Origin of the sequence: Polaribacter uvawellassae (genome assembly GCF_039748955.1) — a bacterium.
GTDB lineage: Bacteria > Bacteroidota > Bacteroidia > Flavobacteriales > Flavobacteriaceae > Polaribacter > Polaribacter uvawellassae.
In genome coordinates, this window is record NZ_JBDIZN010000001.1 from 318,513 (window position 1) to 342,530 (window position 24,018).

23 protein-coding genes are annotated in these 24,018 nt (G+C 30.2%); 6 read left to right on the forward strand and 17 right to left on the reverse strand.

The features are described from left to right. Position 1 precedes the first annotated feature (1 nt). From ABDX67_RS01475 to ABDX67_RS01505, 7 genes are all read right to left on the reverse strand, one after another. Positions 2–1,114, reverse strand: coding sequence for an efflux RND transporter periplasmic adaptor subunit (locus ABDX67_RS01475; protein ID WP_347173018.1), 1,113 nt, complete (start codon positions 1,112–1,114; stop codon positions 2–4). 176 nt (positions 1,115–1,290) lie between these two features. Next, entirely contained in the window at positions 1,291–1,500 is a 210-nt protein-coding gene (locus ABDX67_RS01480) for a YgaP family membrane protein (protein WP_347173019.1), read from the reverse strand. An 18-nt stretch (positions 1,501–1,518) separates the two neighbouring features. Beyond that, positions 1,519–1,824, reverse strand: coding sequence for a hypothetical protein (locus ABDX67_RS01485; RefSeq protein WP_347173021.1), 306 nt, complete (start codon positions 1,822–1,824; stop codon positions 1,519–1,521). A gap of 54 nt (positions 1,825–1,878) precedes the next feature. Continuing rightward, positions 1,879–5,073, reverse strand: coding sequence for an efflux RND transporter permease subunit (locus ABDX67_RS01490; RefSeq protein ID WP_347173022.1), 3,195 nt, complete (start codon positions 5,071–5,073; stop codon positions 1,879–1,881). 130 nt (positions 5,074–5,203) lie between these two features. Further along, the gene (locus tag ABDX67_RS01495) at positions 5,204–6,283 is read right to left on the reverse strand and encodes an efflux RND transporter periplasmic adaptor subunit (protein ID WP_347173023.1); all 1,080 of its coding nucleotides are present in this window, start codon (positions 6,281–6,283) and stop codon (positions 5,204–5,206) included. 51 nt (positions 6,284–6,334) lie between these two features. Then, positions 6,335–7,645 carry a TolC family protein gene (locus tag ABDX67_RS01500; protein WP_347173716.1) on the reverse strand — a complete coding sequence of 437 codons (1,311 nt, stop codon included), beginning with the start codon at positions 7,643–7,645 and terminating at the stop codon, positions 6,335–6,337. 113 nt (positions 7,646–7,758) lie between these two features. Beyond that, positions 7,759–8,340 (reverse strand): methyltransferase domain-containing protein, encoded by a 582-nt coding sequence (locus ABDX67_RS01505; protein WP_347173025.1) that lies wholly within the window; start codon positions 8,338–8,340, stop codon positions 7,759–7,761. An 82-nt stretch (positions 8,341–8,422) separates the two neighbouring features. On the opposite strand from ABDX67_RS01505, the gene ABDX67_RS01510 reads away from it, so the two are divergent. Then, complete coding sequence (locus ABDX67_RS01510) at positions 8,423–9,421, forward strand: metal-dependent hydrolase (RefSeq protein ID WP_347173026.1); 999 nt, start codon at positions 8,423–8,425, stop codon at positions 9,419–9,421. A gap of 17 nt (positions 9,422–9,438) precedes the next feature. Here the strand turns inward: ABDX67_RS01510 and ABDX67_RS01515 are convergent, their stop codons facing one another. The 4 genes from ABDX67_RS01515 to ABDX67_RS01530 all read right to left on the reverse strand — a co-directional run bounded on the left by ABDX67_RS01515 (position 9,439) and on the right by ABDX67_RS01530 (position 11,602). Beyond that, complete coding sequence (locus ABDX67_RS01515) at positions 9,439–9,576, reverse strand: hypothetical protein (RefSeq protein WP_347173027.1); 138 nt, start codon at positions 9,574–9,576, stop codon at positions 9,439–9,441. Positions 9,577–9,644: 68 nt separating this feature from the next. Beyond that, positions 9,645–9,944: a thioredoxin gene (trxA, locus tag ABDX67_RS01520; RefSeq protein ID WP_347173028.1), complete on the reverse strand. Its 300-nt coding sequence runs from the start codon at positions 9,942–9,944 to the stop codon at positions 9,645–9,647. 9 nt (positions 9,945–9,953) lie between these two features. Then, positions 9,954–10,910: a Tll0287-like domain-containing protein gene (locus ABDX67_RS01525; protein WP_347173029.1), complete on the reverse strand. Its 957-nt coding sequence runs from the start codon at positions 10,908–10,910 to the stop codon at positions 9,954–9,956. A gap of 59 nt (positions 10,911–10,969) precedes the next feature. After that, complete coding sequence (locus ABDX67_RS01530) at positions 10,970–11,602, reverse strand: Crp/Fnr family transcriptional regulator (RefSeq protein ID WP_347173030.1); 633 nt, start codon at positions 11,600–11,602, stop codon at positions 10,970–10,972. A gap of 129 nt (positions 11,603–11,731) precedes the next feature. Between ABDX67_RS01530 and ABDX67_RS01535 the strand changes: the two genes are divergently transcribed. Genes ABDX67_RS01535 through ABDX67_RS01545 form a run of 3 tightly spaced genes read left to right on the forward strand, consistent with a single transcriptional unit; the run spans position 11,732 to position 14,174 of the window. Next, the gene (locus ABDX67_RS01535) at positions 11,732–12,910 is read left to right on the forward strand and encodes a peptidogalycan biosysnthesis protein (protein WP_347173032.1); all 1,179 of its coding nucleotides are present in this window, start codon (positions 11,732–11,734) and stop codon (positions 12,908–12,910) included. A 35-nt stretch (positions 12,911–12,945) separates the two neighbouring features. Beyond that, entirely contained in the window at positions 12,946–13,815 is an 870-nt protein-coding gene (locus ABDX67_RS01540; RefSeq protein WP_347173033.1) for an acyl-CoA thioesterase, read from the forward strand. Positions 13,816–13,817: 2 nt separating this feature from the next. Beyond that, on the forward strand, positions 13,818–14,174 hold the full coding sequence (locus ABDX67_RS01545; RefSeq protein WP_347173035.1) for an SdpI family protein: 357 nt from the start codon (positions 13,818–13,820) through the stop codon (positions 14,172–14,174). Here the strand turns inward: ABDX67_RS01545 and ABDX67_RS01550 are convergent. The 3 genes from ABDX67_RS01550 to porZ are packed head-to-tail and all read right to left on the reverse strand — an operon-like array spanning position 14,164 to position 19,669. Next, positions 14,164–16,623 (reverse strand): TonB-dependent receptor, encoded by a 2,460-nt coding sequence (locus tag ABDX67_RS01550; RefSeq protein WP_347173036.1) that lies wholly within the window; start codon positions 16,621–16,623, stop codon positions 14,164–14,166. The genes ABDX67_RS01545 and ABDX67_RS01550 overlap by 11 nt on opposite strands. After that, positions 16,623–17,345, reverse strand: coding sequence for a DNA repair protein RecO (recO, locus tag ABDX67_RS01555; RefSeq protein WP_347173038.1), 723 nt, complete (start codon positions 17,343–17,345; stop codon positions 16,623–16,625). Before recO ends, ABDX67_RS01550 begins: the two co-directional genes overlap by 1 nt. Further along, a complete protein-coding gene (gene porZ / locus ABDX67_RS01560) occupies positions 17,345–19,669 on the reverse strand; it encodes a type IX secretion system anionic LPS delivery protein PorZ (RefSeq protein ID WP_347173040.1) in 2,325 nt (774 codons plus the stop codon). The genes recO and porZ overlap by 1 nt, the downstream gene beginning before the upstream one ends. 91 nt (positions 19,670–19,760) lie before the next feature. On the opposite strand from porZ, the gene ABDX67_RS01565 reads away from it, so the two are divergent. Next, the gene (locus ABDX67_RS01565) at positions 19,761–20,234 is read left to right on the forward strand and encodes a CYTH domain-containing protein (protein ID WP_347173041.1); all 474 of its coding nucleotides are present in this window, start codon (positions 19,761–19,763) and stop codon (positions 20,232–20,234) included. Positions 20,235–20,477: 243 nt separating this feature from the next. Here the strand turns inward: ABDX67_RS01565 and trhA are convergent, their stop codons facing one another. Then, on the reverse strand, positions 20,478–21,116 hold the full coding sequence (trhA, locus tag ABDX67_RS01570) for a PAQR family membrane homeostasis protein TrhA (RefSeq protein ID WP_347173043.1): 639 nt from the start codon (positions 21,114–21,116) through the stop codon (positions 20,478–20,480). Beyond that, positions 21,116–21,883 carry a lysophospholipid acyltransferase family protein gene (locus ABDX67_RS01575; RefSeq protein WP_347173044.1) on the reverse strand — a complete coding sequence of 256 codons (768 nt, stop codon included), beginning with the start codon at positions 21,881–21,883 and terminating at the stop codon, positions 21,116–21,118. The genes trhA and ABDX67_RS01575 overlap by 1 nt, the downstream gene beginning before the upstream one ends. A gap of 94 nt (positions 21,884–21,977) precedes the next feature. On the opposite strand from ABDX67_RS01575, the gene trpS reads away from it, so the two are divergent. Then, on the forward strand, positions 21,978–22,946 hold the full coding sequence (trpS, locus tag ABDX67_RS01580) for a tryptophan--tRNA ligase (RefSeq protein WP_347173045.1): 969 nt from the start codon (positions 21,978–21,980) through the stop codon (positions 22,944–22,946). 33 nt (positions 22,947–22,979) lie between these two features. Here the strand turns inward: trpS and ABDX67_RS01585 are convergent, their stop codons facing one another. Continuing rightward, positions 22,980–24,017 (reverse strand): NADP(H)-dependent aldo-keto reductase, encoded by a 1,038-nt coding sequence (locus ABDX67_RS01585; RefSeq protein ID WP_347173047.1) that lies wholly within the window; start codon positions 24,015–24,017, stop codon positions 22,980–22,982. Position 24,018: the final 1 nt, after the last annotated feature.

Here is a 24,018-nt window from a genome sequence, read left to right on the forward strand (position 1 = left end):
TTTAGTTCTTTTTTTGAATTTTAACAACCATTCCGTCAAAAGCTCCAGGAACAGATTGTGTTAAAACCGAAGTGTTATTTTCTATACCTTTAACAACTACAGTTTCTGCGTTAAAATACACTGGGTTTACTTTTATAAGTTTTAAAATAGTGTCTTTTACAGTATAAACACTATTGTTATTTATCAATAATTTTCTAGAAATTTCAAAAGCTTTTTTTTCTGATTTTGCTACCACATTTGCTTCTAAATACATTCCGTCTTTTAAGTCTTTATGAGCAACTTCTATAAATACTTTAATAGTTTGAGAAGCTAAATCGACTTTACCGTTAACACGAATTACTTTTCCGGTATATGTTTTTGTTCTTTCTAAGTTTGTTAGAGAAACACTATTGCCAATTTTAAGTAAATCTGCAAAACCAGCATTGATAGAAACTTCCATTTCAAAAATGGATGGATCTATAAATTCACCTAATTTTTGACCTGCTCTAACCAACGATCCATCTGTAACAAAAGCTTCTGTTAAAATTCCGTTGTACGGTGCTTTTATTGTGTATTTATTTAATTTAACTTCTGAGTTTTTTACATTAAAATAACTGGTTGTTATTCCTTTACCAGACACAAAATACTTTTCTTTATCAGTAGAAAAATTTGGCAGCTCTGGAGTTGATTTATGAATATCAAAATTATTTAAATAGGTTTGCCATTTATTAAATTCTTTTGGAAAATCCAATCTAATATCTGGCATTATTGCTGTGATAAGATTAATTAAGTTACTTTTTTGAGATTGTAAACTTGCATAAAACTCATCGCTATTTATACTTAAGAGTGTTTCATTTTCAGAAAATTTTACTCCTGCTTTAAATTCTTTTTTTGTTGTGTGTAATACACCTTGAACTTCAGAAAACAATTCAATTTTATGTTTAGCAACTAAATTACCGCTTGCTTTAATTACAATAGGAATTTCTTTATTTGTTACTTTTTCTACAAAAACAGTTTTAACCGTTTTGCTATATTTTGGTTTTGGTTTTTGCTTGGTATCAACCATGTATTTTGCTATAAATAGTGCTGAAACAATTAATAATACACCAAATACTGAAAGTATAATTTTTCTCATGCTAAATAGTTATAAAGTCTGCAAAGTTAATCTAAAATTATTTTTTCCCTTTTTAGATTTCTTTTTACAAAAATACAGTTAGTTGCAACGGCAACTTTTTAGTGTTTAGTTAAAGATTCGTTAAAACAAATAAGCCGCTTTTAGAGCGGCTTACTTTGGTTTTAAAAGGTAATTATTTAATTAACTGAACAACCATCACTTTCTTTTTTGATGCCTAATTTTACAAGAATCGTTTCTAATAAACACCATTTTGTAAAAGCAGATTGAATTAAATTAAATCCAATAAATACGGTGAACCACATCCAATTTTGGTTTACGTATACAGTAAGCACAACGCTTAATAATACCATAACACCAACAATAACTCTAAAATATTTGTTTAACATTTTGTTTAATTTTTACGTTTATATACTTTTTTCGATAGGCACAACAATCGCTTTTATAGGATTGTTGGTTTCTAAATTTATATTGAACTCTTTTATCAATTCAAAAAGTGTATCAATTTTTTCTTCGTTTGTAAATGAAAAAAACATCGTAGATTCATTACTGGATTTTGCGCCAGAAAACCAATTAGAAGCCACTAAAACAGAGGCACTATTTTTATGTCCATCGATATCAGATTCACTAAAATTTTCAATCTCTGCTTTCTTAAAAAGTTGAATCACTTCTTTATGAAATGCTTCTACAACTGTTACAATTACTAATTTCATTTTTTATCGTTTTAATGTTTGTTCGAGGCTTTAAACTGCGTTTAATCAAACAAATTATTTATAATTTTTCTTCTCAATCATATAATACACCAATGGCACAACCAATAAAGTAAGTACTGTAGAAACAATTGTTCCGCCCATTAATGAAATGGCTAATCCTTGAAAAATTGGATCAAATAAAATAACAAATGCTCCAATTACAACAGTTCCTGCTGTTAATAAAATTGGTGTGGTTCTAACAGCACCTGCTTCAATTGCCGCTTGTTTTAACGGAACTCCTTCTGCTGTTCTTAGGTTGATAAAATCAATTAATAAAACTGAGTTTCGAACCATAATTCCGGCTAAAGCAATCATTCCAATAAAAGATGTAGCGGTAAAAAACGCACCCATCAACCAGTGTCCTAAAATAATTCCGATTAACGATAAAGGGATTGCAACCATCATTACAATTGGTGCTTTAAAGTTTTGAAACCAGCCAACAATTAATATATATATCAAAATAATAGCTCCTAAAAAAGCGATTCCTAAATCTCTAAAAACTTCTAAAGTTATTTGCCATTCTCCGTCCCATTTCACGGTGTAATTATCTTCAAAATCTGGCTGACCTAAATACATTTCGTTTAGTTCGTATCCTTTAGGCAACGGAATTTCTTTCAATTTCTTTTCCATTCCTAAAATTGCGTACGCCGGACTTTCTAATTCTCCTGCCATATCTGCCAACACATACACAACTCGTTTTTGATTTTTACGATAAATACTTTTTGCTGTTATGGTTTCTTTAATTTCTACCATATCTGCAATCGGAACCATGGTTCCTAATTTTGATTTAATTTTTAGTTGAGAAATATCACTAATCGTAGATTTTTCTTTTTCATCTAAAGCCAATACCAAACCAACTTGATTTACAGCATTTTCATCATACAACGTAGTAATTGCATTGTTTGATAGTGCCATATTCATTGTATAAGCAATTTGTTGTGGCGCAACTCCATACAACATTGCTTTTTCTTTGTTGATGTTAAATTGATACTCTTTTTGATCAGCTTCTACCATCCAATCTACATCTACAACATCATCTGTATTTCTTAAAATAGTTTGCAATTGATCTGCGATTGCAATTTGTTGATTGTAATCTGGCCCGTACACTTCTGCAACAATGGTTGATAAAACTGGTGGTCCAGGTGGCACTTCAACCAATTTTACATTGGCATTGTATTTTGCTGCTATTTTTTGAATTTCTGGTCGTAATAATTTTGCAATTCCGTGACTTTGAATTGATCGTTCACCTTTATCAATTAAATTTACTTGAATATCTGCTGTATTGCTTCCTCCACGTAAATCATAATGACGTACCAAACCGTTAAAAGTAATTGGTGCAGATGTTCCTATATAATTCTGATAATTTACTATTTCTGGTCTCGTAGCTAAATATTGAGCAATTTCTTGTGTTACAACCGCAGTTCTTTCTAAAGTTGTTCCTTCTGGCATATCTATAACCACTTGAAACTCGTTTTTGTTATCAAAAGGCAACATTTTTACAGCTACAGAATTGGTAAAAAACAGCATCATTGTTCCTAACAATACAACAAAAGTACCTCCTAAAAACAACCATCTTTTTTTGCTGTTTTCTAATAACGGACGTTCAAATTTGTTGTAAACTTTATAAATAAACGTTTCTTCTAAAGGTTTTTCTACCTTTTCAGCGTGTCCTTTCTTGTCTTTTTCTCTTAAGAAAATATATCCTAAATACGGAGTTATCGTTAAGGCAACAAACAATGATAATATCATCGCAATGGATGCTCCAATTGGCATTGGCGCCATATAAGGACCCATTAATCCTGATACAAAAGCCATTGGCAATACAGAAGCAATTACCGTAAATGTTGCTAAAATAGTTGGATTACCAACTTCATTGATTGCATATAAGGCAGCTTGTTTAAACGGCAAGCGTTTCATTTTAAAATGCCTGTGCATATTTTCGGCAATAATAATAGAATCATCAACCACAATTCCTGTTACAAACACCAACGCAAATAATGTAATTCGGTTTAGTGTATAATCTAACATGTAATAACTTAACAATGTTAAAGCAAAGGTAATTGGCACCGATAAAAACACCACCAATCCACCACGCCAACCCATTGCCAACATTACTACTAAAGTTACTGCAATGATAGATCCAATTAAGTGTAATAATAATTCTGAAACTTTGTGCGAAGCTGTTTCTCCATAATTTCTTGTCACTTCTACATGAACATCATCAGGAATTAACGTAGTTTTTAAATGAGCTACTTTATCAATAATAACTTCTGCAATTTTCATTGCATCTGCACCTTTTCTTTTTGCTACAGAAATAGTTACTGCTGGATATTCCGATTTATAATCATTAGCTTTTACACTTCCTTTTCCAAATCCTAAACTCACGTAATTTTGCGGAATTTCGGGTCCGTCAAAAATCTTAGCAATTTGTTTTAAATAAATAGGTCTGTTTTGTAGCACACCAACCACCAAATTTTCTACATCTTTTGCTGTTTGTAAAAATTTGCCGGTATTCACTAAAAATTCTGTATCGTTTTTATCAAAACTTCCTGAGCTTATTTCAGTATTATTGGCTTTGATCATTTCAGAAACTGATAAAAAATCTAGGCCACTTTCTGCCATTTTATCTTTGTCTAAAACAACGCGTAATTGTCTGTTTCTTCCTCCAATTTTATGCGTAATAGAAACATCGTTTACTTTTTTAATTTCGTTTTCTAATTCTTCTGCAATTTGGCTTAGCTGATAATCATCATAATTCTCGCTCCATAAAGTTAAACCTAACATCGGTACATCGTCAATAGCACGTGTTTTTACCAAAGGAAACGTAACGCCTTTTGGCATTTGATCCATGTGTTTGTTAATTTCGTTGTATAATTTTACAAACGAACGCTCAATATCTTCGCCTACATAAAACTGAACGATAACCATAGCTTTTTCATTCATAGAAGTAGAATATACATACTCAACTCCTTTGATATTTGAAATCAGTTTTTCTAAAGGTTTTACAACTCTAGACTCAACTTCTGTCGGACTCGCGCCTGGATAACCAACAAAAATGTCTGCCATTGGCACATCAATTTGTGGTTCCTCTTCACGCGGAATTAAAAACGAACTATATACTCCAACAACCATAAACACAATCATTAACAACACGGTTAACTTTGACTGCATAAAGACTTTGGCAATTTTTCCTGCGATTCCTTCTTTCATTTTCCTATCCCTAACCCTTTCCAAAGAAAAGGGAATTATTACGGGTTATTTTTTAGTTAATATTATTTTTTATATATCTGCTAGATTTTAAAAACCTTGCAGGATACTGAAAACTGTGACTACTTACTGCTTACTGAACACTAATTTTAACTCCATTATAAAGTTTCCCTTCTGCAGAAACAATGTAAGATTCACCAGAACGTAATCCAGATAAAACCTCAACTTCATCTCCAAAAGTTCTTCCTAAGCGCAACCAACGTAAAATTGCAGTATTACTTTGACTCACAGAATACACACCCGATAATTGTCCGTTTGTAATAATTGCTTCTTTGGGCAGCAACACCATGTTAGATGTTGTTTTTCTTTCTATCGGAAATTGCACATTGGCAAACATTCCAGACAAAATTGCTGAGTTTGTTTCTTCTAATTTAATTTTCACTAAATATTGACCGCCTGTATTTTTTGCTGATGAACTTACTGCTGTAACTTTACCTGTTACGGTTGCATTGATAGATTTTACCAAAACACGCACTTCACTTCCTTTTTTTATTTCAGAAATTTCAGTTTCAGGAACCATAGCAATTACTTCAAAATCATTCGGGTTTTCTATACTGATTAATGGCATTCCTGGAGTTGTCATATCACCATTTTCAATATTTTTACTGGTAATAATTCCGCTAAAAGGAGCAGTAATATTACTATAAGTAAACTGCGCTTTAATCTCATTTTTCATTTGATTTGCTGCTTCTAATCCTGCTTTTGCCATTTGATAATTAGCAGTCATATCATCCATCTCTTTTTGACTAATACTTTTGCTTTGATATAAGTTCTGAAAACGTTTGTAGTTTTTTTCTGCATTTAAAAAAGCCACATTTGCTTGTGTGATATTGGCGTTTACCTGCGCTTTTTTAGCTTCTAAATCTGCATTGTTTATAGAAATTAATAATTGCCCTTTTGTAACTTTATCACCCACATTTACATGTACTTTATCAACAGAGCTCATCATTCTTGTGCTAAGATCTGCGCTTTTTACTGCTTGAATTTTTCCACTTACAATTAAAAAAGGATTGTTAGCATTGGCAGATACTTTAGCAACTTTTACAGAGATGCTTGGCGAATTATCTACCAACTCATTTTTGTCATTATTACCACAACTTGTTAACAATAATGCTGCTGTGATAAATGCTAATGGATATAAATATTTTTTCATTTTATTTGGTTTAATTTTTTATTTCTAAATGCTAAAACTGCTTACTAAAAACTAGTTTTTAGTTAAAAATTCTATATATGCTTGTGTATAATTGTATTGAAATATGGTTTGATAATACGCTAATTGTTTTTGTGCATACAGCGTTTCTGCTTGCAATAAATCGGTAGTTTTTTCTAACCCTTCTTTAAATCGGTTTTTTCTAATTCTCAAAGATTCTTTTGATTGTTTTACAGATAAACCTGTTAGCTCTAATTGATTTTTTGCATCTAATAATTGACGCCTAGCTTTGTTTAATTCTAAATTACTTTTAGAAACATATTGAGCATATTCTAATCTAGATTGCTCAAAAGCAGCTTTGCTTTTTTGGGTTTTTCCAATGCGTTTAGAACCTTCAAAAAGAGTCCAACTTAATTGCGCACCTATTACATAGCCATTTGCACTTCCTTGGAATAATTTATTGTCATACAACTCATAGCTTCCAAATGCATTTAAGCGAGGTAAAAAAGTCATTTTATCAGCTTTATTCATCGCCATATAAGCATCCGAAGCCAATTGCATCGCTTTAATATCTGCTCTATTTTCCGATACAATTATATTGGTATTATTTGTAGCAGTTATTGTTAAATCATCTGTTGATTTATAAATAACATCAGCGTCATCATTCATTAAAAAAGACAAATAATTAGAAGCATTTAAAACATTGCTTTTTGCAGTTTGTAACTGACCTTTTATTTCAGTTACTCGTACTTTTATGGTTAATATATCTGCTTGTTGTAAATAACCTTGTTTAAAGTTATTTTCTGCTATCTTTTGATTCTCTTTGGCTGTTTCTAATGCTTTTTCTAAAACCTCAACTGCTTTATATGCCAATTGTAATTGCATATATGCTTTTTCTGCATCTAGTTGTAAATAAGCTGCAGTTCTTTCGGTTTGTAAGAAAGTCGCTTCCATTTTAGATTTTGCTGCTTTTCGCTGATAAAATCCGTCAAGATTAATTAAGGGTTGTTGAATTTCAATCTTTGTCCCAAAATTCTGAGTTTGAGAAGGATTGTTTAACAAAGCAGGATTAAAATCTGCCGCCGTTAAAACTTCTTGATTTAATTTAGACCCAAAAGCCATTAAAGGATTTGTTGTAGAAATCCCTGTATAACTTGCTGTTATTGTTGGTAAAAAAATAGCATTTGTTTGAAGATAATCTGCTTTTGATTTGTGAAACTCTTGTTCAGAAATCTTTAATGTTAAATTTTTATTGGAAATGCTATTGAGCACCTCTTCTTTTGTAATGGCAACTGTTTCTTGTCCGTTTATATGAAACTGAACCGAAACAAAAATAATTAGTAGTATAAAAACTCTTTTACGCATCGTTATTTCTATTTGATGACGCAAAAATAAGCCCTCTTTAAAGATATGTTGGTAACATAGGTTACCTTCAAAAAAAGGTGTTTTTTAATAAAAACTTAAATAGGAATTAAGAATTATTTTTTTTGAACGATAAAAAAAAGTTCCATGCCAACTCTACTCTGAATTGAATTATAACAATTTTCCATCGTAAGAATATTGAAATGAGGCGTAAAGTAGTTTAAATATTCTGTTTTTGAACCTCCAAAAGGCGGATGATCTTCGTTTAATGTTGCATCAAAAAGTAAGCCTACTAATTTTCCGTTTTCATGAAGTAATTGGCTCATTTTTATAGCGTAGTTTGATCTTAATTTCGGGTCAATCGCACAAAAAAAAGTTTGTTCTAAAATTAAATCAAAATGAATGTCTAAGTCAAAAAAATTACCGTGAATTAATTGATTAGAAGGAAAATTAGGAACTGCTTTTTGTAAATTTTGCAACGGAATTTCTGAAATATCAACCACATAAACATTTGTAAATCCTTTTTTAAAAAGATATGCTGCTTCATACGAATTTCCGCCACCTGGAATCAATATTTTCAAATCCTTATTTGTTAATTGATCTATATAGGCTTTTAAAGGCGGAGAAATTTCACCTAAATCCCAACCAGTTTTGTTTGTTTTGTATTTATTTTCCCAAAAACTTTCGTTTAAATTCATGCTTTTCTGTACTTAAAATAAAAAGATAGTATATTTCGATTTGAAACAAATATCGTTAAAAAAAGAGACTACTTTTGCTAATATGGATTCATTAACACAAATTGTTTTAGGTGCCGCAGTTGGAGAAGCTGTTCTCGGAAAAAAAATTGGTAATAAAGCAATGCTTTATGGAGCAATTGCAGGAACAATTCCAGATTTAGACATCTTTTCTTCTCATTTTACAGATACCGTTTCTGCCTTAGAGATTCATAGAGGTTTTACACATTCTATCTTTTTTTCTGTGATTTTTGCTCCCATTTTTGGTTGGCTTGTTTCTAAATATGAAAAACACAAAAACGTTAAAGATTGGTCTTGGTTATTTTTTTGGGCTTTGATAACACATCCTATTTTAGATGCGCACACAACTTGGGGAACACAGCTGTTTTGGCCACTAGATTACAGACTTGCATTTAAAACCATTTTTGTAATAGATCCTCTTTATACGTTGCCGTTTTTAGTCTTTTTAATTTTAGCCTTTTTTCAAAAACGCAATGCACCAAAAAGACAGTTTTACAATAATTTAGGTTTAATAATTAGCAGCAGTTATTTAGTACTAACCTTTGCTTTAAAAGGAGTCGCATACAATCAATTTGAAAAAGCGTTGAAAAATCAACAGATTGATTACAGTGATTTTGAAACAAAACCATCGCCATTAAACACCATATTATGGTCTGCAAATGTGTCTACAAAAGAGCAGTATTTAATTGGTTATTATTCCTTTTTTGATAAAAAACCAATTCGTTTTGAAGCCTATCCAAAAAATCATGAACTTTTGGGTGATTTAGTGCATCAGGAAAATGTGCAACGTATGATTCGTGTTTCAAAAGGTTGGTATAGCATTACTAAAAAAGAAGACCGTTTATTTTACAACGATTTGCGCTTTGGTTTATTAAGTTTACAACCCAATGCTCAAAATTTCGCATTTCAATATGAAATTAAAGTGGATACTTTTGGTAAAGTAACCTTTGTTGAAACGGTTAAGAATCGAGAAGATGCAAAACAGCTTTTAAATGATCTTTGGAACCGTATAAAAGGGAATTAATAGCAAAATAATTGATGCTATTTTTCTTCTTTTTTCTTATCGGTTGTCATCAACAACATAACTGCTGCAACAAGACCAACACAGACAACTGCAAAAACTCCAATTAAGATGGTTCCGTTTGTCCAAGAAACTAAAGGTAATAATGTATTAAACATGGTTAATTATTTTAGAGTTCAAAATTCTTATAAATATATAATATAAAATATGATTTGTATCATATTTTTTAATTTTGGTGTCTATTTATAATTTGTATAAGTTCGTTTTTTTGTAGAACTCCAGATTGTCTCCAAAGTTGTTTTCCGTTCTTAAACAACATAAATGTTGGTACGCCTTTTACTTGATATTGTGCTGCTAATTGTTGATTTGTATCAACATTAATTTTAATGATAGAAACAGCATCGCCTAAAGCATCTTTTACTTCTTTTAAAATTGGACTCATCATTTTACATGGTCCGCACCAATCAGCAAAAAAATCTACTAAAACAGGTTTATCTTTATTTATTATTTCTGAAAATTTACTCATATCTGTTGTTTATTCTTTAAACGAAATACTCCAAATTCCTCTAACATCATTAACATCATACCCAATTGCTTTATCTTTTGGATATAGTTTTTTAATTTCAGCTAAGGTATTTTTTTTAATGTTAACGTTGGGTTTACCGTGACATTGTAAACACACTCCGTTTGTTTTTATAGGATAATAAAAATTTACAGTGCCGTTATTATCTACAATAATTGGTTCTGATTCTTTGTTTTCTAAAATATCCTTTTTAAAAATTTCTATATATTCTTTTTCTTTAAAATTTGCCAAGTTAGCAAGATTACGTGGCTTATTTGATACACGTTTTATAGTTGCACTATGATAAACAGCCATACTATCTGTTAATGGAAATGCTTTTTCATTACAAAATTTTAATGCTGCAATGGTTCCTTCTTTTTGAATTGTACCCATTAAGTTTTTTCCTAAAATAGCTTTTGTACTTAATGCATATTTTAAACCTATTTCTTTTTTTGAAAGCGTTGGTGTATTTGTGTTTTCTGCTTTTTTATGTTGTTTATCAAAACCTTTTGGTTTGTCAATTTCATTATCAAAAAGATAATCAGCAATTAAATCAATTGTTTTTGTTGGATAAGGTGTTTTTGGCATTACGCCAAATTTTCTAACAGCTCCACGCATTTTTGAATTCTCTTCAGTCGGATTTTCTATCCATTTTTGAAAAGCTGCTTTAAATTCTTCTTTTGTTGTTTTAGAAGAAATATAATGTCTTTTTACAGCTATCATTGGCGGCGCAATTCTATCTTGGTGAGTTGCACTTGGACTATGACATACATAACAATTGATTTCCATCAATTTTTTACCAGGATGTTCTTCTGAGTTGGATTTCTTTTGCACTATTAAATCTTCAGATACTTTAGAATAATTTGGTTTTTCTGAAGTTTGACAACTAACAAAAATAGATACTACAAATACTAGAATAATTGTTCTCATTTTTATTGTAAAGATAATCAGAACAAGGAGTATTGACTGTAACATAAGTTACAGATGCATTATAAATTTAATACCGTAATTTGATTTCTATTTAATTGTATTTCTCCTTTTATTTCTAAAGCTTTTAAGAGTCGAGAAATTACAACTCGAGAAGTATATAAATCGCTAGCAATTTCTTTATGAGTAATTTGAATGACCTCATCTCTATTAACCATTGCTTTATTTTTTAAGTATTTTAACAAGCGTTCATCCATGTTTAAAAAAGCAATTGTATCAATTGCTTCTAACAATTCTTGCATTCTCTCATGATAACTTTGTAGAATAAAATTCTGCCAAGTTGGATATTTATTCATCCATTCGCTAATTTTCTGAACAGGAATCATAATCAACTCTGTTTCTACTTCTGCAACTGCTCTAATTTTACTTTTCGTTTGTCCTAAACAGCAAGTAATTGTCATGGCACAAGTATCTCCTTGTTCAATATAATACAACACTAATTCATCACCTTTTTCATCTTCTCTTAAAATTTTAATTGCTCCATTTAAGATAAGTGGCATAAATTGAATTTGGCTACCAATATCAATTAATTCTGTTGCTGCTTTCACTTTTTTATACTCACCAATTTCTAGAATTTCTTTGAGTAAATCTTCTTCAAAAAGGTGTCCGTAATTAAAATTAAAATCTGCCTGCATTATTCTTTTTTAGGTTGATAAAAATACAATTAAATCTTTGTTTTTTATGAATTAACAAAAGATTGTTCTGTAGTTTTATGTGGTTGCTTTTCTTTTCGTATTTTTCGAATGTTAAATTACCTAAGCAATTTGAATTTACACAAAAAACCAAATACCACTCTTTTTTTCTCTTCAGTAACAGAAATTACTCAAGATATTTGGCACGAATTACAATGTACAGATAATGCGTATTTTCATCCAGACTATTTAATTTCATTAGAAAAAAACAATCCTCAAATTACGTTTTCTTATTTGGTGTTGTTAAATAAAAAGCAACAGCCAATTGCTTTTGCAAGTATTCAAATTGTTGATTTTCCGCTAGACGGTTTAGAAAGTTCTTTCAATAAAAGTTTTGATCAAATAAAATGTTTTGGAAGACGATTAGGTATTTTTCCGAAGTTAAAACCAATAAAATTATTAGTCTGTGGAAATGTTTTCGTAAGTGGCGAACACGGAATCTTTATCAAAGAAAATCAGGATAAACAAACAATTATAAAAGATTTAGCAAAAGCCATTACTTCACAAATAACAACAAAAGATATTTCTATTTATCTTATAAAAGATTTTATAAAAGAATCTTTAGCTATTACTGATGAATTGCACGATTTAAACTATTATTCGTTTAATGTAGAACCAAATATGGTACTCTATTTAAATGAAAATTGGAGCAATTTTGATGCGTATTTAAACGCAATGAAAACCAAGTTTAGAGTAAAAGCAAAACGAGCTTTAATGTTAAGTTGCGATTTGGTTGTAAAAGACAGTTCTATTGAAAACATTAAGGAACTATTGCCAGAAATTACCAAATTGTACAAAACTGTTTCAGACAAAGCCGATTTTAATTTAGGTGAATTTAATCTAGAAACTTACTTATCATTAAAAAAGAATTTAGGCGAAAATTACATTCTAAAAACGTATTGGTATCGTCATAAAATTGTTGGTTTTATGTCTGGTTTAATTAATAAAGATTCTTTGGATGCGCATTTTGTTGGCATCGATTATGCTGTAAATAAGGAGTTGGCTATTTATCAAAGAATGTTATATGATTATATTCAAATTGCTATAAATCAGCAATTAAAAGTGATTAATTTTGGAAGAACAGCAAGCGAAATTAAAACGTCAATTGGTGCGGTTCCGCAAGATTTAACTTGTTATATCCGTCATAAAAAAACCTTAACCAATAAGTTTGTAAAACATTTTTTGAGCTATATAGAAACCAAACCTTTTAAGCAGCAAAATCCTTTTAAATCTAAAACTTTAACCCAGTAAATCTCTTTATATTTGTAAAAAATATAACTCATTTTATGAACTCTATAGAGGATTTAATTGCAGTACTTACATTAGAAAAAAAATCGAAAAAAAAATATATTGGCGTTAGTAAAACTATTGGTAGCCCTAATGTTTTTGGCGGACAAGTATTAGCGCAAGCGCTTAGCGCAGCAAATAATAGCGTTTCTAATCACAGAATTTTACATTCGTTACACGCATATTTTTTAGAAGCAGGAAATTTAGAGCTTCCTATTACATATTCTGTTAAAGAAATGAGAGATGGTGGCAGTTTTTCAACAAGAAGAGTTACTGCAAAGCAAAACGGTAAAAGAATCTTTATTTTATCTGCATCTTTTCATAAAAAAGAAGAAGGACACGAACATCAACAAGATTGCAAAAGCGACATAAAACAACCCGAAGAGTTGTTAAGTTGGAGCGATATGTTAGATCAAATGGGAGATTTTTTACCAAAACAATTAAAGTATTTTTTAGAAATAGAACGTCCTATAGAATTTAAACCAACTTTTATTGTAAACCCGTTAGATTTAAAAGATTTACCTCCGTTTTCTGATGTTTGGTTTAAAGTAAAAGGAAATGCAACAAACGCAAACCTTGCTTTAAAACAACAAATTCTTACTTATATTTCTGATTATAATATTTTAAATTCAACATTATACCCAAACGCTAGTAAAGCAAATTTTGGAAATACACAAATGGCAAGTTTAGATCATTCTATGTGGTTTTTTAGAGATTTTGATTTAGATGATTGGATGTTGTACAAAACAGAATCTCCAAATGCTTTTGGCGCAAGAGGTTTTGCAAGAGGAAATATTTATTCTAGAAAAGGAGATTTAATTGCTTCTGTTGCACAAGAAGGCTTAATAAGACCATTAAAAAAAGACTAATTATGAATCCATATATTTATGTTATTTCGGTAAACGGTGTGCTTTTTTTCTTTAGCATATTGTTTTATTTTTTTCCACCTAAAAAGATAAATGCTATCTATGGTTATAGAACAAATAAATCAATGTTAAATGAAGAAATTTGGCATTTTGCCAATACTTTTTTTATTAAAACACTGCTTAAATATGCTGCAATTTCTTTTGTTGCTGCATTGTTTTTAGTATTTGTTTCTGGTGCAGAAATGACTTGGCAACCAATGGCAATTATGTTGCTTTCTTTAGCGGTTTCTGTGATTAAAACCGAACAAGTTTTGTCGCAAAATTTTGATGCAGAAGGAAAAAAAATAAAGTCTAAAAAGTAGCGTGAATTGCTACTGAAAAATTTCTTCCAGGAGCAGAAACTCCTGATGCAAATTCTTTATAATGTTCATCAAAAAGATTCGTTATTTTTCCTTGAACCCAAAAATTCTGATTTACATTATATTTTCCGTTTAAACCAACTGTTTTCCAACTTGGTGTTCCGTAATATTTATCAACATCATTTATAGCATTTGCATCTATAATTGGCGTTTGAACATGATTGTCAATTCCTTCAGAAATATTATAATCTTTAATGTCTTTTTTAGCATTAAATCTATAATCTGCCGATACTTCTATTTTGTTTTTTCTATAACTAATTTCAAACCTACCAAACAATGGCGGAATTGAAGACATTGGTTCTTTTGTGTCAAATGTTCTTCCTTTGGTGTACGTTATTGTGCCAGAAGTTTTCCAATTATGGTTTATTCTTCCAAAATAATTGGCAGTATAACCTGTAATATAAGCTCTTCCTTTATTAACATTTTGCACAACATTTCCTTGATCACCGTCGTAAACAATTGTATTTCCGTTTGCTTCTCTTGTAATATAATTATTTAAAATTGTGTAATAGGTGTTAAATCCAAAGCTAAATCTTCTTTGATTAAAGTATTTTAAAACTCCAATTTCTGCATTGTAAGCAAACTCTGGTTTTAATGCAATATTTGGAATGGTTACATTTCCACTTTTTTCTCTTATTTTACCAACATCATCTATATTTGGAGAACGAAATCCAGAAGAAATTACGCTGTTAATTTTCCAGTTTTTAGTTGGTTTATAAACATAACCTAGCGTTGCTGTTAACGCCGTATTATTGAGTTCAATTTCTGTTTTTGGTAACACAATAAATGTTTGGTCGATCCATTTTGCATTTAGCTTTGTGTTGGTTAACCTAATTCCTGTATTTAAGGTCGATTTTGAGTTTAAATCTTGTCTATAATCTGTATAAATTGCTGAACTAGAATAACTACTTCCGCCATCTGGAAAACGAGATTGCACTTTAAAATCTCCTGTAAAACCAACTACTTTATTGCTTGATACAGCAATTTTTTTGCCTTCAGGAATTGAAGTTACATCATTATAAGAAACTTCGAAACCATAAGATAAATTTCTGTTTTTATCATTTGTTAAAGGAACAGAAAAATCTCCATTTAACGTATACACATCAACTTCCTCATTTCTGTAAAGTCGTTTTAAATCGTTAAATTTTCTTTGAACTCTAGATTCTTTTATGTTTTGATAAGCCAACGTAATGGTTCCTTGATCTAACCATTTTTTTTCTGGGTTGATAGCTAATTGTGTTGAAACTAAAAATCGTTCTTGTGGTCCATAATACCATTCTGCAAACTTTAATGAGCCCGATTTTAATTCCATTAACTTATCAAATCTTGGAATGTTAGAAGAAGTTGAATACTGAAAATTAACTGTTACATCTGTTTTTTCAGACAATGGAATATAAAATTTTTGTAAAAAATCTTTTTGCTCATATCCGGTATTTCTTTGAATATTTGAATCTGAATTTACAGTTGGATTTGCAAAATAATTAGCATCAAGATTTTCAGAAAAATAAGGAACTAATCCCCAATTTTTAAAACCGTGATTTCTATTTTTTCCCATTTTTAAATCTCCAAAAGAGCTTTGCGTATAACTGGTAAAAGATGCCCATTTTTGGAAACTTAATTCTGCTGAAATATTGGTAGTTATTTCTTGATTTACGGTTCCGAATCTAGAAAAGAAATTGCTTTTCATTTTTGGTACTTCCGATATTTTTGGTGTTTTTGTGTAATAATGAATTACGCCTCCTAAAGCATCAGAACCATAAATAACAGAAGATGGTCCAAATACAATTTCTGTTCGTTCTAATAAAGACGGAGAAATGGTTATTGAATTTTGTAAATGACCTTTTCTATAAATTGCATTGTTCAACCTAACGCCATCTACAACTAATAAAACTCTGTTAGATTCCATTCCTCTTAAAACTGGACTTCCACCACCAAATTGCGATTTCTGAACTTTAATTCCAGGTATTGAAGCCAATAAATCTGCCGAAGTTTGAGGCGATTCTTTTAAAATATCTTCTCTTGTAATTGCAAATGTTTGTTCTGCAATTCTAGTAGATTTTTCGCGAGTTTTAAAAACCGACAAAACAACCTCGTCTAACTGAGCAGTTTTTTTAAGTAATTTTATGACAAATTTGTCTCTTTTTAAGTTTGCAAACGAAGTAGTAATCGTTGTATAAGAAACGTGAGAAATAAGTAGTATATCTGTGGTATTAAAATCAGAAATATCTGCAGTTCCGTTATCATCTGTAATAGTAGAAATTGTTAAGTTTTTAGTATAAATAGCAACTTCACTTATAGGAAAACCGCTTTCTACATCTAAAACTTTTATTGTTTGTCCAAAACTTGTTACGCTGCAAAAAACGATTAATAAGGTAAAAAATCTCTTCATCATCAGTTAAATACTGTTTCTAATACTTTTAAAGACTTTGGGCGTCTAAAACCGTCCAAATGTAATTCAAAATAACGAATTATTATTTGTAATACTTGTTGTCTTTCTTGTTGGTTAAATTTGATTGACTCTATACTATCAAAATTTGTGCCTAACAGCTTTTTAAATTGAACTAAATTTTCTCCAAAAACAACTTCTTTTTCTGTTGTTGATTTCATAAAATTTCCATCAATTAAATTAAAATAGTTAGAGTTTATATTGGTTGTATCTGGGTAAAACCCTAAAAACTTAGTTAAGTTTAATAAAAAAAGTAAATGAAAGTTAGAGGTTTTGTCATTTATATCTAACCAAATAAAAGAGGTTTCTAAAAAAGAAAACAATCCTTCGTTGGCTTCTTCTTCTTGTATAGTACTGCTTAAAATTTCTGATAAAAATAATACAATTGTTTGCTTAAAAATATTGGTGTAAATGTTCTTATACGGATTTACAATATGAACTTCTCTAATGCTATTTAAATTTCCTTTGTTATTGTGATTGGCTTCAATATTTAATTGCGTTAATGGCTGAAAATAAGCAGCTTTTATTTTTCCTTTTTTTGAGTTTAAAATTCCTCTTAATAAGTAAGATCTTAAACCGTCTTCTAAAGTAAAGCAACGAACAATTAAACTTGTGTCTCCGTATTTTAAAGAACTTAACACAATTGCTTTTGTTTTTATGAATGCCATTAATTTATGATTGCAATTTTAGTAGAAGTTGTTTCTGAAGCATCATCATTAGAAAGCAGGACGATATAAATACCAGAAGCCACTTTTTTACCAGCTAAATTAGTTTTGTTCCAAACTACTTTTCCTCCTTGAATTTCTTGTCCTTCAACTACATTGGTTTCATACACCAAATTACCAGCAACATCTAAAATCTTAACATTTGTTCCTTTTGGTAAATGATTTCCATTCATTCCATCAATGGTAATTGTTTGATGGTTTTTTAACGCCGGATTTGGATACGCATACACTTGCTCTAACGTTTCTCCAAAACTTGCAACATTGCTATTGTAAGCAACAACGCCTTTATCTGTAGCAAAATATACTTTTCCATTTGTAACATCTACGCTGATATTTAAAATCTTATTTGATGGCAACGGAGAATTGTCTTTGTTAAAACTAGCCAAAGTTTTTTGTCCACTCGGATTTGTGTATAAAACACCGCCATTATCGGTTCCAAACCATTTGTTATCTGCGCCATCAACAGCAATTGTATTAATAGTTTGATTTCCTAATAGTTTTTTCGGAATACCGTCGTCTAAAATAATAATGGGTTCTGCATCGTAAATTGATGCTTCAAAAACACCGTTTGCATTGTAAAAAACTACCAAACCAGATTGTGTTCCTATCCAAATTCTATTATTTCTATCAACAGCAATTGTTCTCACATTTGCGTGCGGTAAACTTCCTTTTGTAGCTTCAGTTGTTAACGCTCTTTTTCTATTTCCTGTTTCGTTAAAAACATAAGCACCGTTTCTTCTAGTTCCCATCCATAAACTATTCGACTTATCAACTTTAATCGTGTTTAACTCTTGAGCGCTATTTGTTTGTATACTTCTTAAATCAAAAGACTGCCAAGTTCCGCTAGAAGTAAGTTTTTTAAGCTTGTTTGTAGCAAGAACATCGGTAACCCAAAGATTTCCTTGAGTGTCAAAAACAGTTCCGCTAACTCTAGTTGTAATGTTATTGGGGTCGTTTGGTAAAAAATCTTCTAATGGGCTATTTTGTGAATTGTAAAAATTAACAATTTGATCATCAACAACTTCAAACAATCCGCCGCCAGATAAAATATTTCCTGATGATGTTTGCGCAAAAGAACTTAAAAATGCTCTATTATCATGATTTGGATCTATTGTTACACTTACTAAATCATAAACAGGAAAAGCAGTTGTAAACGCCGTGTTTTTCCATTCTGATCCGTTATAATGACTAAACCCTTTTAAGTTTCCGATAGGAACATACGCCGAAGTATAACCGCCGTACACAAACCAAATATTGTTTTTTAATGCATCCATCGAAAAAATACCGTTAGAAAGGGGTCCTTCTGGATGAATCTCTATAAAAGTTTGATTTCCTGAAATCGGAACTTGTAAAATTCCATATTCGTTAGTTGCTAATAATAAATTATTGCCAAAAGATGATGCGCTGTTTAGCGTAAAATTATACCTTATTGTTGGTGTACTTTTATAAACTTCATTTAAATTAGAATTTAAAACTGATGCTTCTTGATTAGAAGTAACAATTAAAAATTGTCCGTTGCTTTTAAGTTGTTTTATAGTGTTTGAAAATGTTTTTTCTACGGTTGAATTTGAACCAGTAATTTTAATTAAATCTGATCCTGTTGAAGCATAAATTGATGTGTTAAACCTGATAATATTTGAATAATTACCTGCAAATAAAAGTTGCCAATTATTAAAATCTATCAAATTTGGATTTGATAAGTTTGCAACGTAAATTCCGTTTTCTGTTGCTGCATAAATTTGATTATTTGCAATTAATGTTTGATTGATTTTTACCGAAGTAGAGTTAGCACCAATAAAATACGTGTCTCCAAATTCTAATTTATCAATATTATAAACTACTACTGCAAAAGGAGTAGAAATGTATAATTTGTTATTCAATTCAGAAATGTGGTTAATTCGTTTTTCTCCAGATTGATTAAAGTTAACAATATCCGCAGAAATTGTAATTGTTCCGTCTTCATTTACAACCTCAATTAATCCTGTTTCATAACCAATAACAAGTCTACCGTTAGCTGTATTAAAGTGAATTGCAGAAGTTGTTTCTCCAGAAAGACCATTTATAGATGACAGTTTTTCGGTTTCTTTAGAATTGGTGTCATAAGTAAAAACAGCATTGTCTGTTAGTGCATAAATTTTATCATTTATGGTAAGAAAATCTTTTACAGTATTGTACGAAAAGAAATCTTCCCAACGATTGCTAAAATCTGTTTGAGAAAATGAAAAAAAAGGAATTAATAGTAAAAAAAACAATACAGTTTTCTTCATAAAGAAGCATTTTTATCTTTCAAAGATATTTAATAATTGTAACAATAACGATAAAAAACAATACATTAGTACAAATATTAACTGCAAATAAATGAATCTAGAAATAGAAAGGAAATTTTTAGTAAAAAACGATTCTTTTAAATTAAAAGCTTTTCAAAAAAGATATATAAAGCAAGGTTTTTTAAACTCTGATAAAGAAAGAACTGTTAGAGTTAGAATTATAGATGATAAAGCATTTTTAACTGTTAAAGGAAAATCAAATAATGCTGGTACCATACGTTTTGAGTGGGAAAAAGAAATTCCGGTTTTAGAAGCAGAAAAATTAATGCTTTTAATAGAAAAAACAGCAATAGAAAAATATAGGTATTATATCAAAGAAGGCAATCATACTTTTGAAGTTGATGAGTTTTTTGGCGCAAATTCTGGTTTAATAATTGCAGAAGTTGAATTAATTACAGAAGATGAAAATTTCTCAAAACCAAGTTGGTTAGGCAAGGAGGTTACGGGAGAAATAAAATATTATAATTCTTCTCTAAGCAAATCTCCATATCGCTTTTGGGCATAAAAAAACCTCGAACAAAAGTTCGAGGAAATTTAATAAACCTACCCCCTAAATAAGATTTATTTACCTTAAACGCAACAACAATAAAAATATTGTTTTGTCATTTAAGACGACAAATATAACTTCTTTTTTACTGAATAACAAACAATTACATTTATTTTAAAAAGAACCTATTTTTTTTGAATTTATTTATCGTTTTTGTAGTTTTTTCTAACTTATTGATAAAATAATATCCTGAAAAATAAATTAAATATAAAAGTATATTGAAATAAAGTGAGACAAACTTCCTGCAAGTACAAAAAAATGGAAAATTGCGTGATTGTAAGGAATCTTTTTGATAGAATATAGTAGTGCACCAATTGTATAAAATACACCGCCAGCAAACAGCCAAATCAAACCTTCTGAGGATAATTTTTCTAGTAAAGGAGAAATTGCAAAAACAATTTGCCAACCCATTAATACATACATTATTGTAGATAATTTATCGAATCTTCCCGTAAAAAAGAGTTTTAAAATAATTCCTGTTAAGGCAAATAACCATGTTAATCCAAAAATAATCCAACCAGTATCTCCTTCTAAAGTAATCATTGTATAAGGCGTGTAAGTTCCTGCAATTAAAACATAGATTGCTGCATGATCAAAAATATTTAATCGATTTCTTAGTTTTTGCTTTTTTGCTGAATGATATAATGTAGATGCTGCATATAAAATAATTAAACTCATGCCAAAAACTAGCAAGCTAAAAGGTTTCCAAAAACCATCAAAATACAATGATTTTAAAACTAAAAAAGGAAATGCAATAATGCTTAAAATTAACCCAAATGCATGTGTTGCTATGTTAATTTTTTCTTCTTTATCGCTGTATCTACTTGCTTCTTTTATCATTATTTTAAAATTCTTTTTGTGTCTTTCATATATTCCTCGTCATTAGATAATTCGTTAAACAAAACAGCAAATGTTTGTTGTTTAATATCATTTAAGCTTTTTTTATCTAAGCCTTTGGTATAAATCGGTTTATGTTGTTTAATTCTTATTGTTCCTGGTCTTCCTTTAAAGTAGGTCCAAGAAAAGAAACGTTTACAATCGTAATATGTTGCAGGCACAATCGGAATTTGATGTTCAATTGCCAAAGAAAATGCTCCGTTTTTAAACGGACTCAAAATTACATCTTCTTCTGGCACTAATCCTTCAGGAAAAATAGCAACACTAGTTCCGTTTTTCAGTCTTCTTTTTGCACTAAAATAAACTTCTTTTCTGCTTTTTTGACTACTTCTATCAACCAAAATACAAATACGTTTATAAAAAAATCCAAAAACAGGAATTTTCTTAAGCTCAGATTTCCCTACAAAAACAATCGGGTTTTTATTCATACTTACCAAGATAAACGGATCTAACATTGAAGTATGATTTGGACAAAACATATAGCTTTTTGTATTATCTAAAGGTTCTTCTATTTCCTTTTTTAATCGAAAACCCATCACAAAAATTAAGCTTTTAGAAAATCCTCTTATAATTTTATATAAAGCAGCATATTGGTTATCATTAAAACTTAGAATAAACAAAAACGGCATCATTAAAAGTAACGATACTCCAAAGAATACGTAAAACCAAACGCGCCAAATTACACGAAAAATATTTTTAAAGAATTCCATAGTCGCCAAATGTAGTAATTAATATTCTTATTGGGTTTTCTTTATTAAAACTGTATTTTTGCTTTAGATTTAAAAATTATTTAAACACAAATTAATGTCGAGAGTTTTAACTGGCGTACAAAGTACAGGAACACCACATTTGGGAAATTTATTAGGTGCAATTTTACCTGCAATACAAATGGCTAAAGAAGCCAAAGAAGAAACCTTTTTATTTATTGCAGACATGCATTCTTTAACGCAAATAAAAGATGCTAAAACCTTAAAAGAAAATACATATAGTGTTGCCGCAACGTGGCTTGCTTGTGGATTGGATGTAAATTCTACTGTTTTTTATAGACAAAGCGATGTGCCAGAAGTAACCGAATTATCTTGGTATTTAAGTTGTTATTTTCCATATCAACGTTTAACATTAGCGCATAGTTTTAAAGATAAATCTGATAGATTAGCCGATGTAAACGCGGGACTGTTTACATATCCAATGTTAATGGCTGCAGACATTTTATTGTATGATGCAGAAATTGTTCCTGTAGGGAAAGATCAGTTACAACATTTAGAAATGACACGTGATGTTGCAAGTAGGTTTAATAATATTGTTGGTGAAACCTTAATTTTACCTAACGCCAAAATTAGTGAAGACACAAAACTAATTCCTGGTACAGACGGTGAAAAAATGAGCAAATCGCGTAATAATTTTATCAATATTTTTCTAAATGACAAAAAATTACGCAAACAAATTATGGCAATTCAAACCGATAGTACTCCGCTTGAAGAACCTAAAAACCCAGATATAGATAATGTTTTTTCTTTATATAAATTACTAGCTTCTGATGAAGAGATTACTACAATGAGAGCAAATTATGAAAGAGGAAATTATGGTTATGGACATGCAAAACAGGCTTTATTTGAGTTAATTGTCACAAAGTTTGCTGATGAAAGAGCCAAATACAATCATTATATGAACAACTTACATGAACTTGATGAAGCTCTTGCTGTTGGTGCAGAAAAAGCACGAAAAGTTGCTGCTGGAGTTTTAAAAAGAGTTCGAACTAAAATTGGGTATTAAAAAAAGAGGTTGCTTTTGCAATCTCTTTTTTTGTTATGGTGCCGGATTTGGCATTATTTTATGAACCTCATTTATCTCATTTATTACTTCTTCTGACAAATCAATATTAATGCTATTGATGTTTTCTTTTAACTGACTCATTTTTGTAGCGCCAATAATATTACTTGTAACAAAAGGCAATTGATTTACAAAGGCCAACGACAATTCTACCAACGATAATCCGTGTTTTTCAGCAATATTCTGATATTCTATTACTGCTTTTTCAGATTGCGGTGAAGAGTATCTATTGTAATTTGGAAATAGAATTGCACGAGCGTCCGCAGGTTTTTTTCCGTTTAAATATTTTCCAGATAAAACTCCAAAAGCAAGTGGAGAATAGACTAATAAACCAATGTTTTCTCTCAAAGAAACTTCAGACATTCCGTATTCATAAGCTCTGTGAATTAAAGAATATGAATTTTGAATGGTAGACATTCTTGGTAGATTATGATCTTTTGCAGTTTGCAAATATTGCATTGTTCCCCAAGGAGTTTCGTTTGATAATCCTATTTTAAGAATTTTTCCTTCTTGGATAAGACCTTGTAATGTTTCTAAAATTTCTAAATGATTTTCGTGTCGCTCAGTATGACTTTTATACGGATAATCTCGAACACCAAAACAGTTTGCAGCTCTTTCTGGCCAATGCAATTGATACAAATCAATATAATCTGTTTGCAACCTTTTTAAACTATTTTCTACCGCTTCTTTAATGCCTCTTTTACTAAAACCATCTTTTCTAATATGAGCTGTATAAGCGCCCCAACCAGCAATTTTTGATGCCAACACAACTTTGTCTCTATTTCCTGTTTTTTGAAACCAAGAACCAATAATTTTTTCAGTTGACCCGTAGGTTTCTGCTCTTGCCGGAATTGGATATAATTCTGCAACATCAAAGAAATTAATTCCTTTTTCTAAAGCATAATCCATTTGTTCGTGCCCTTCTGCTTCTGTGTTTTGTTGACCCCAAGTCATGGTTCCTAAACAAATTTTAGAAACTCTTATATCTGAATTTGGTAATGTTGTGTATTTCATT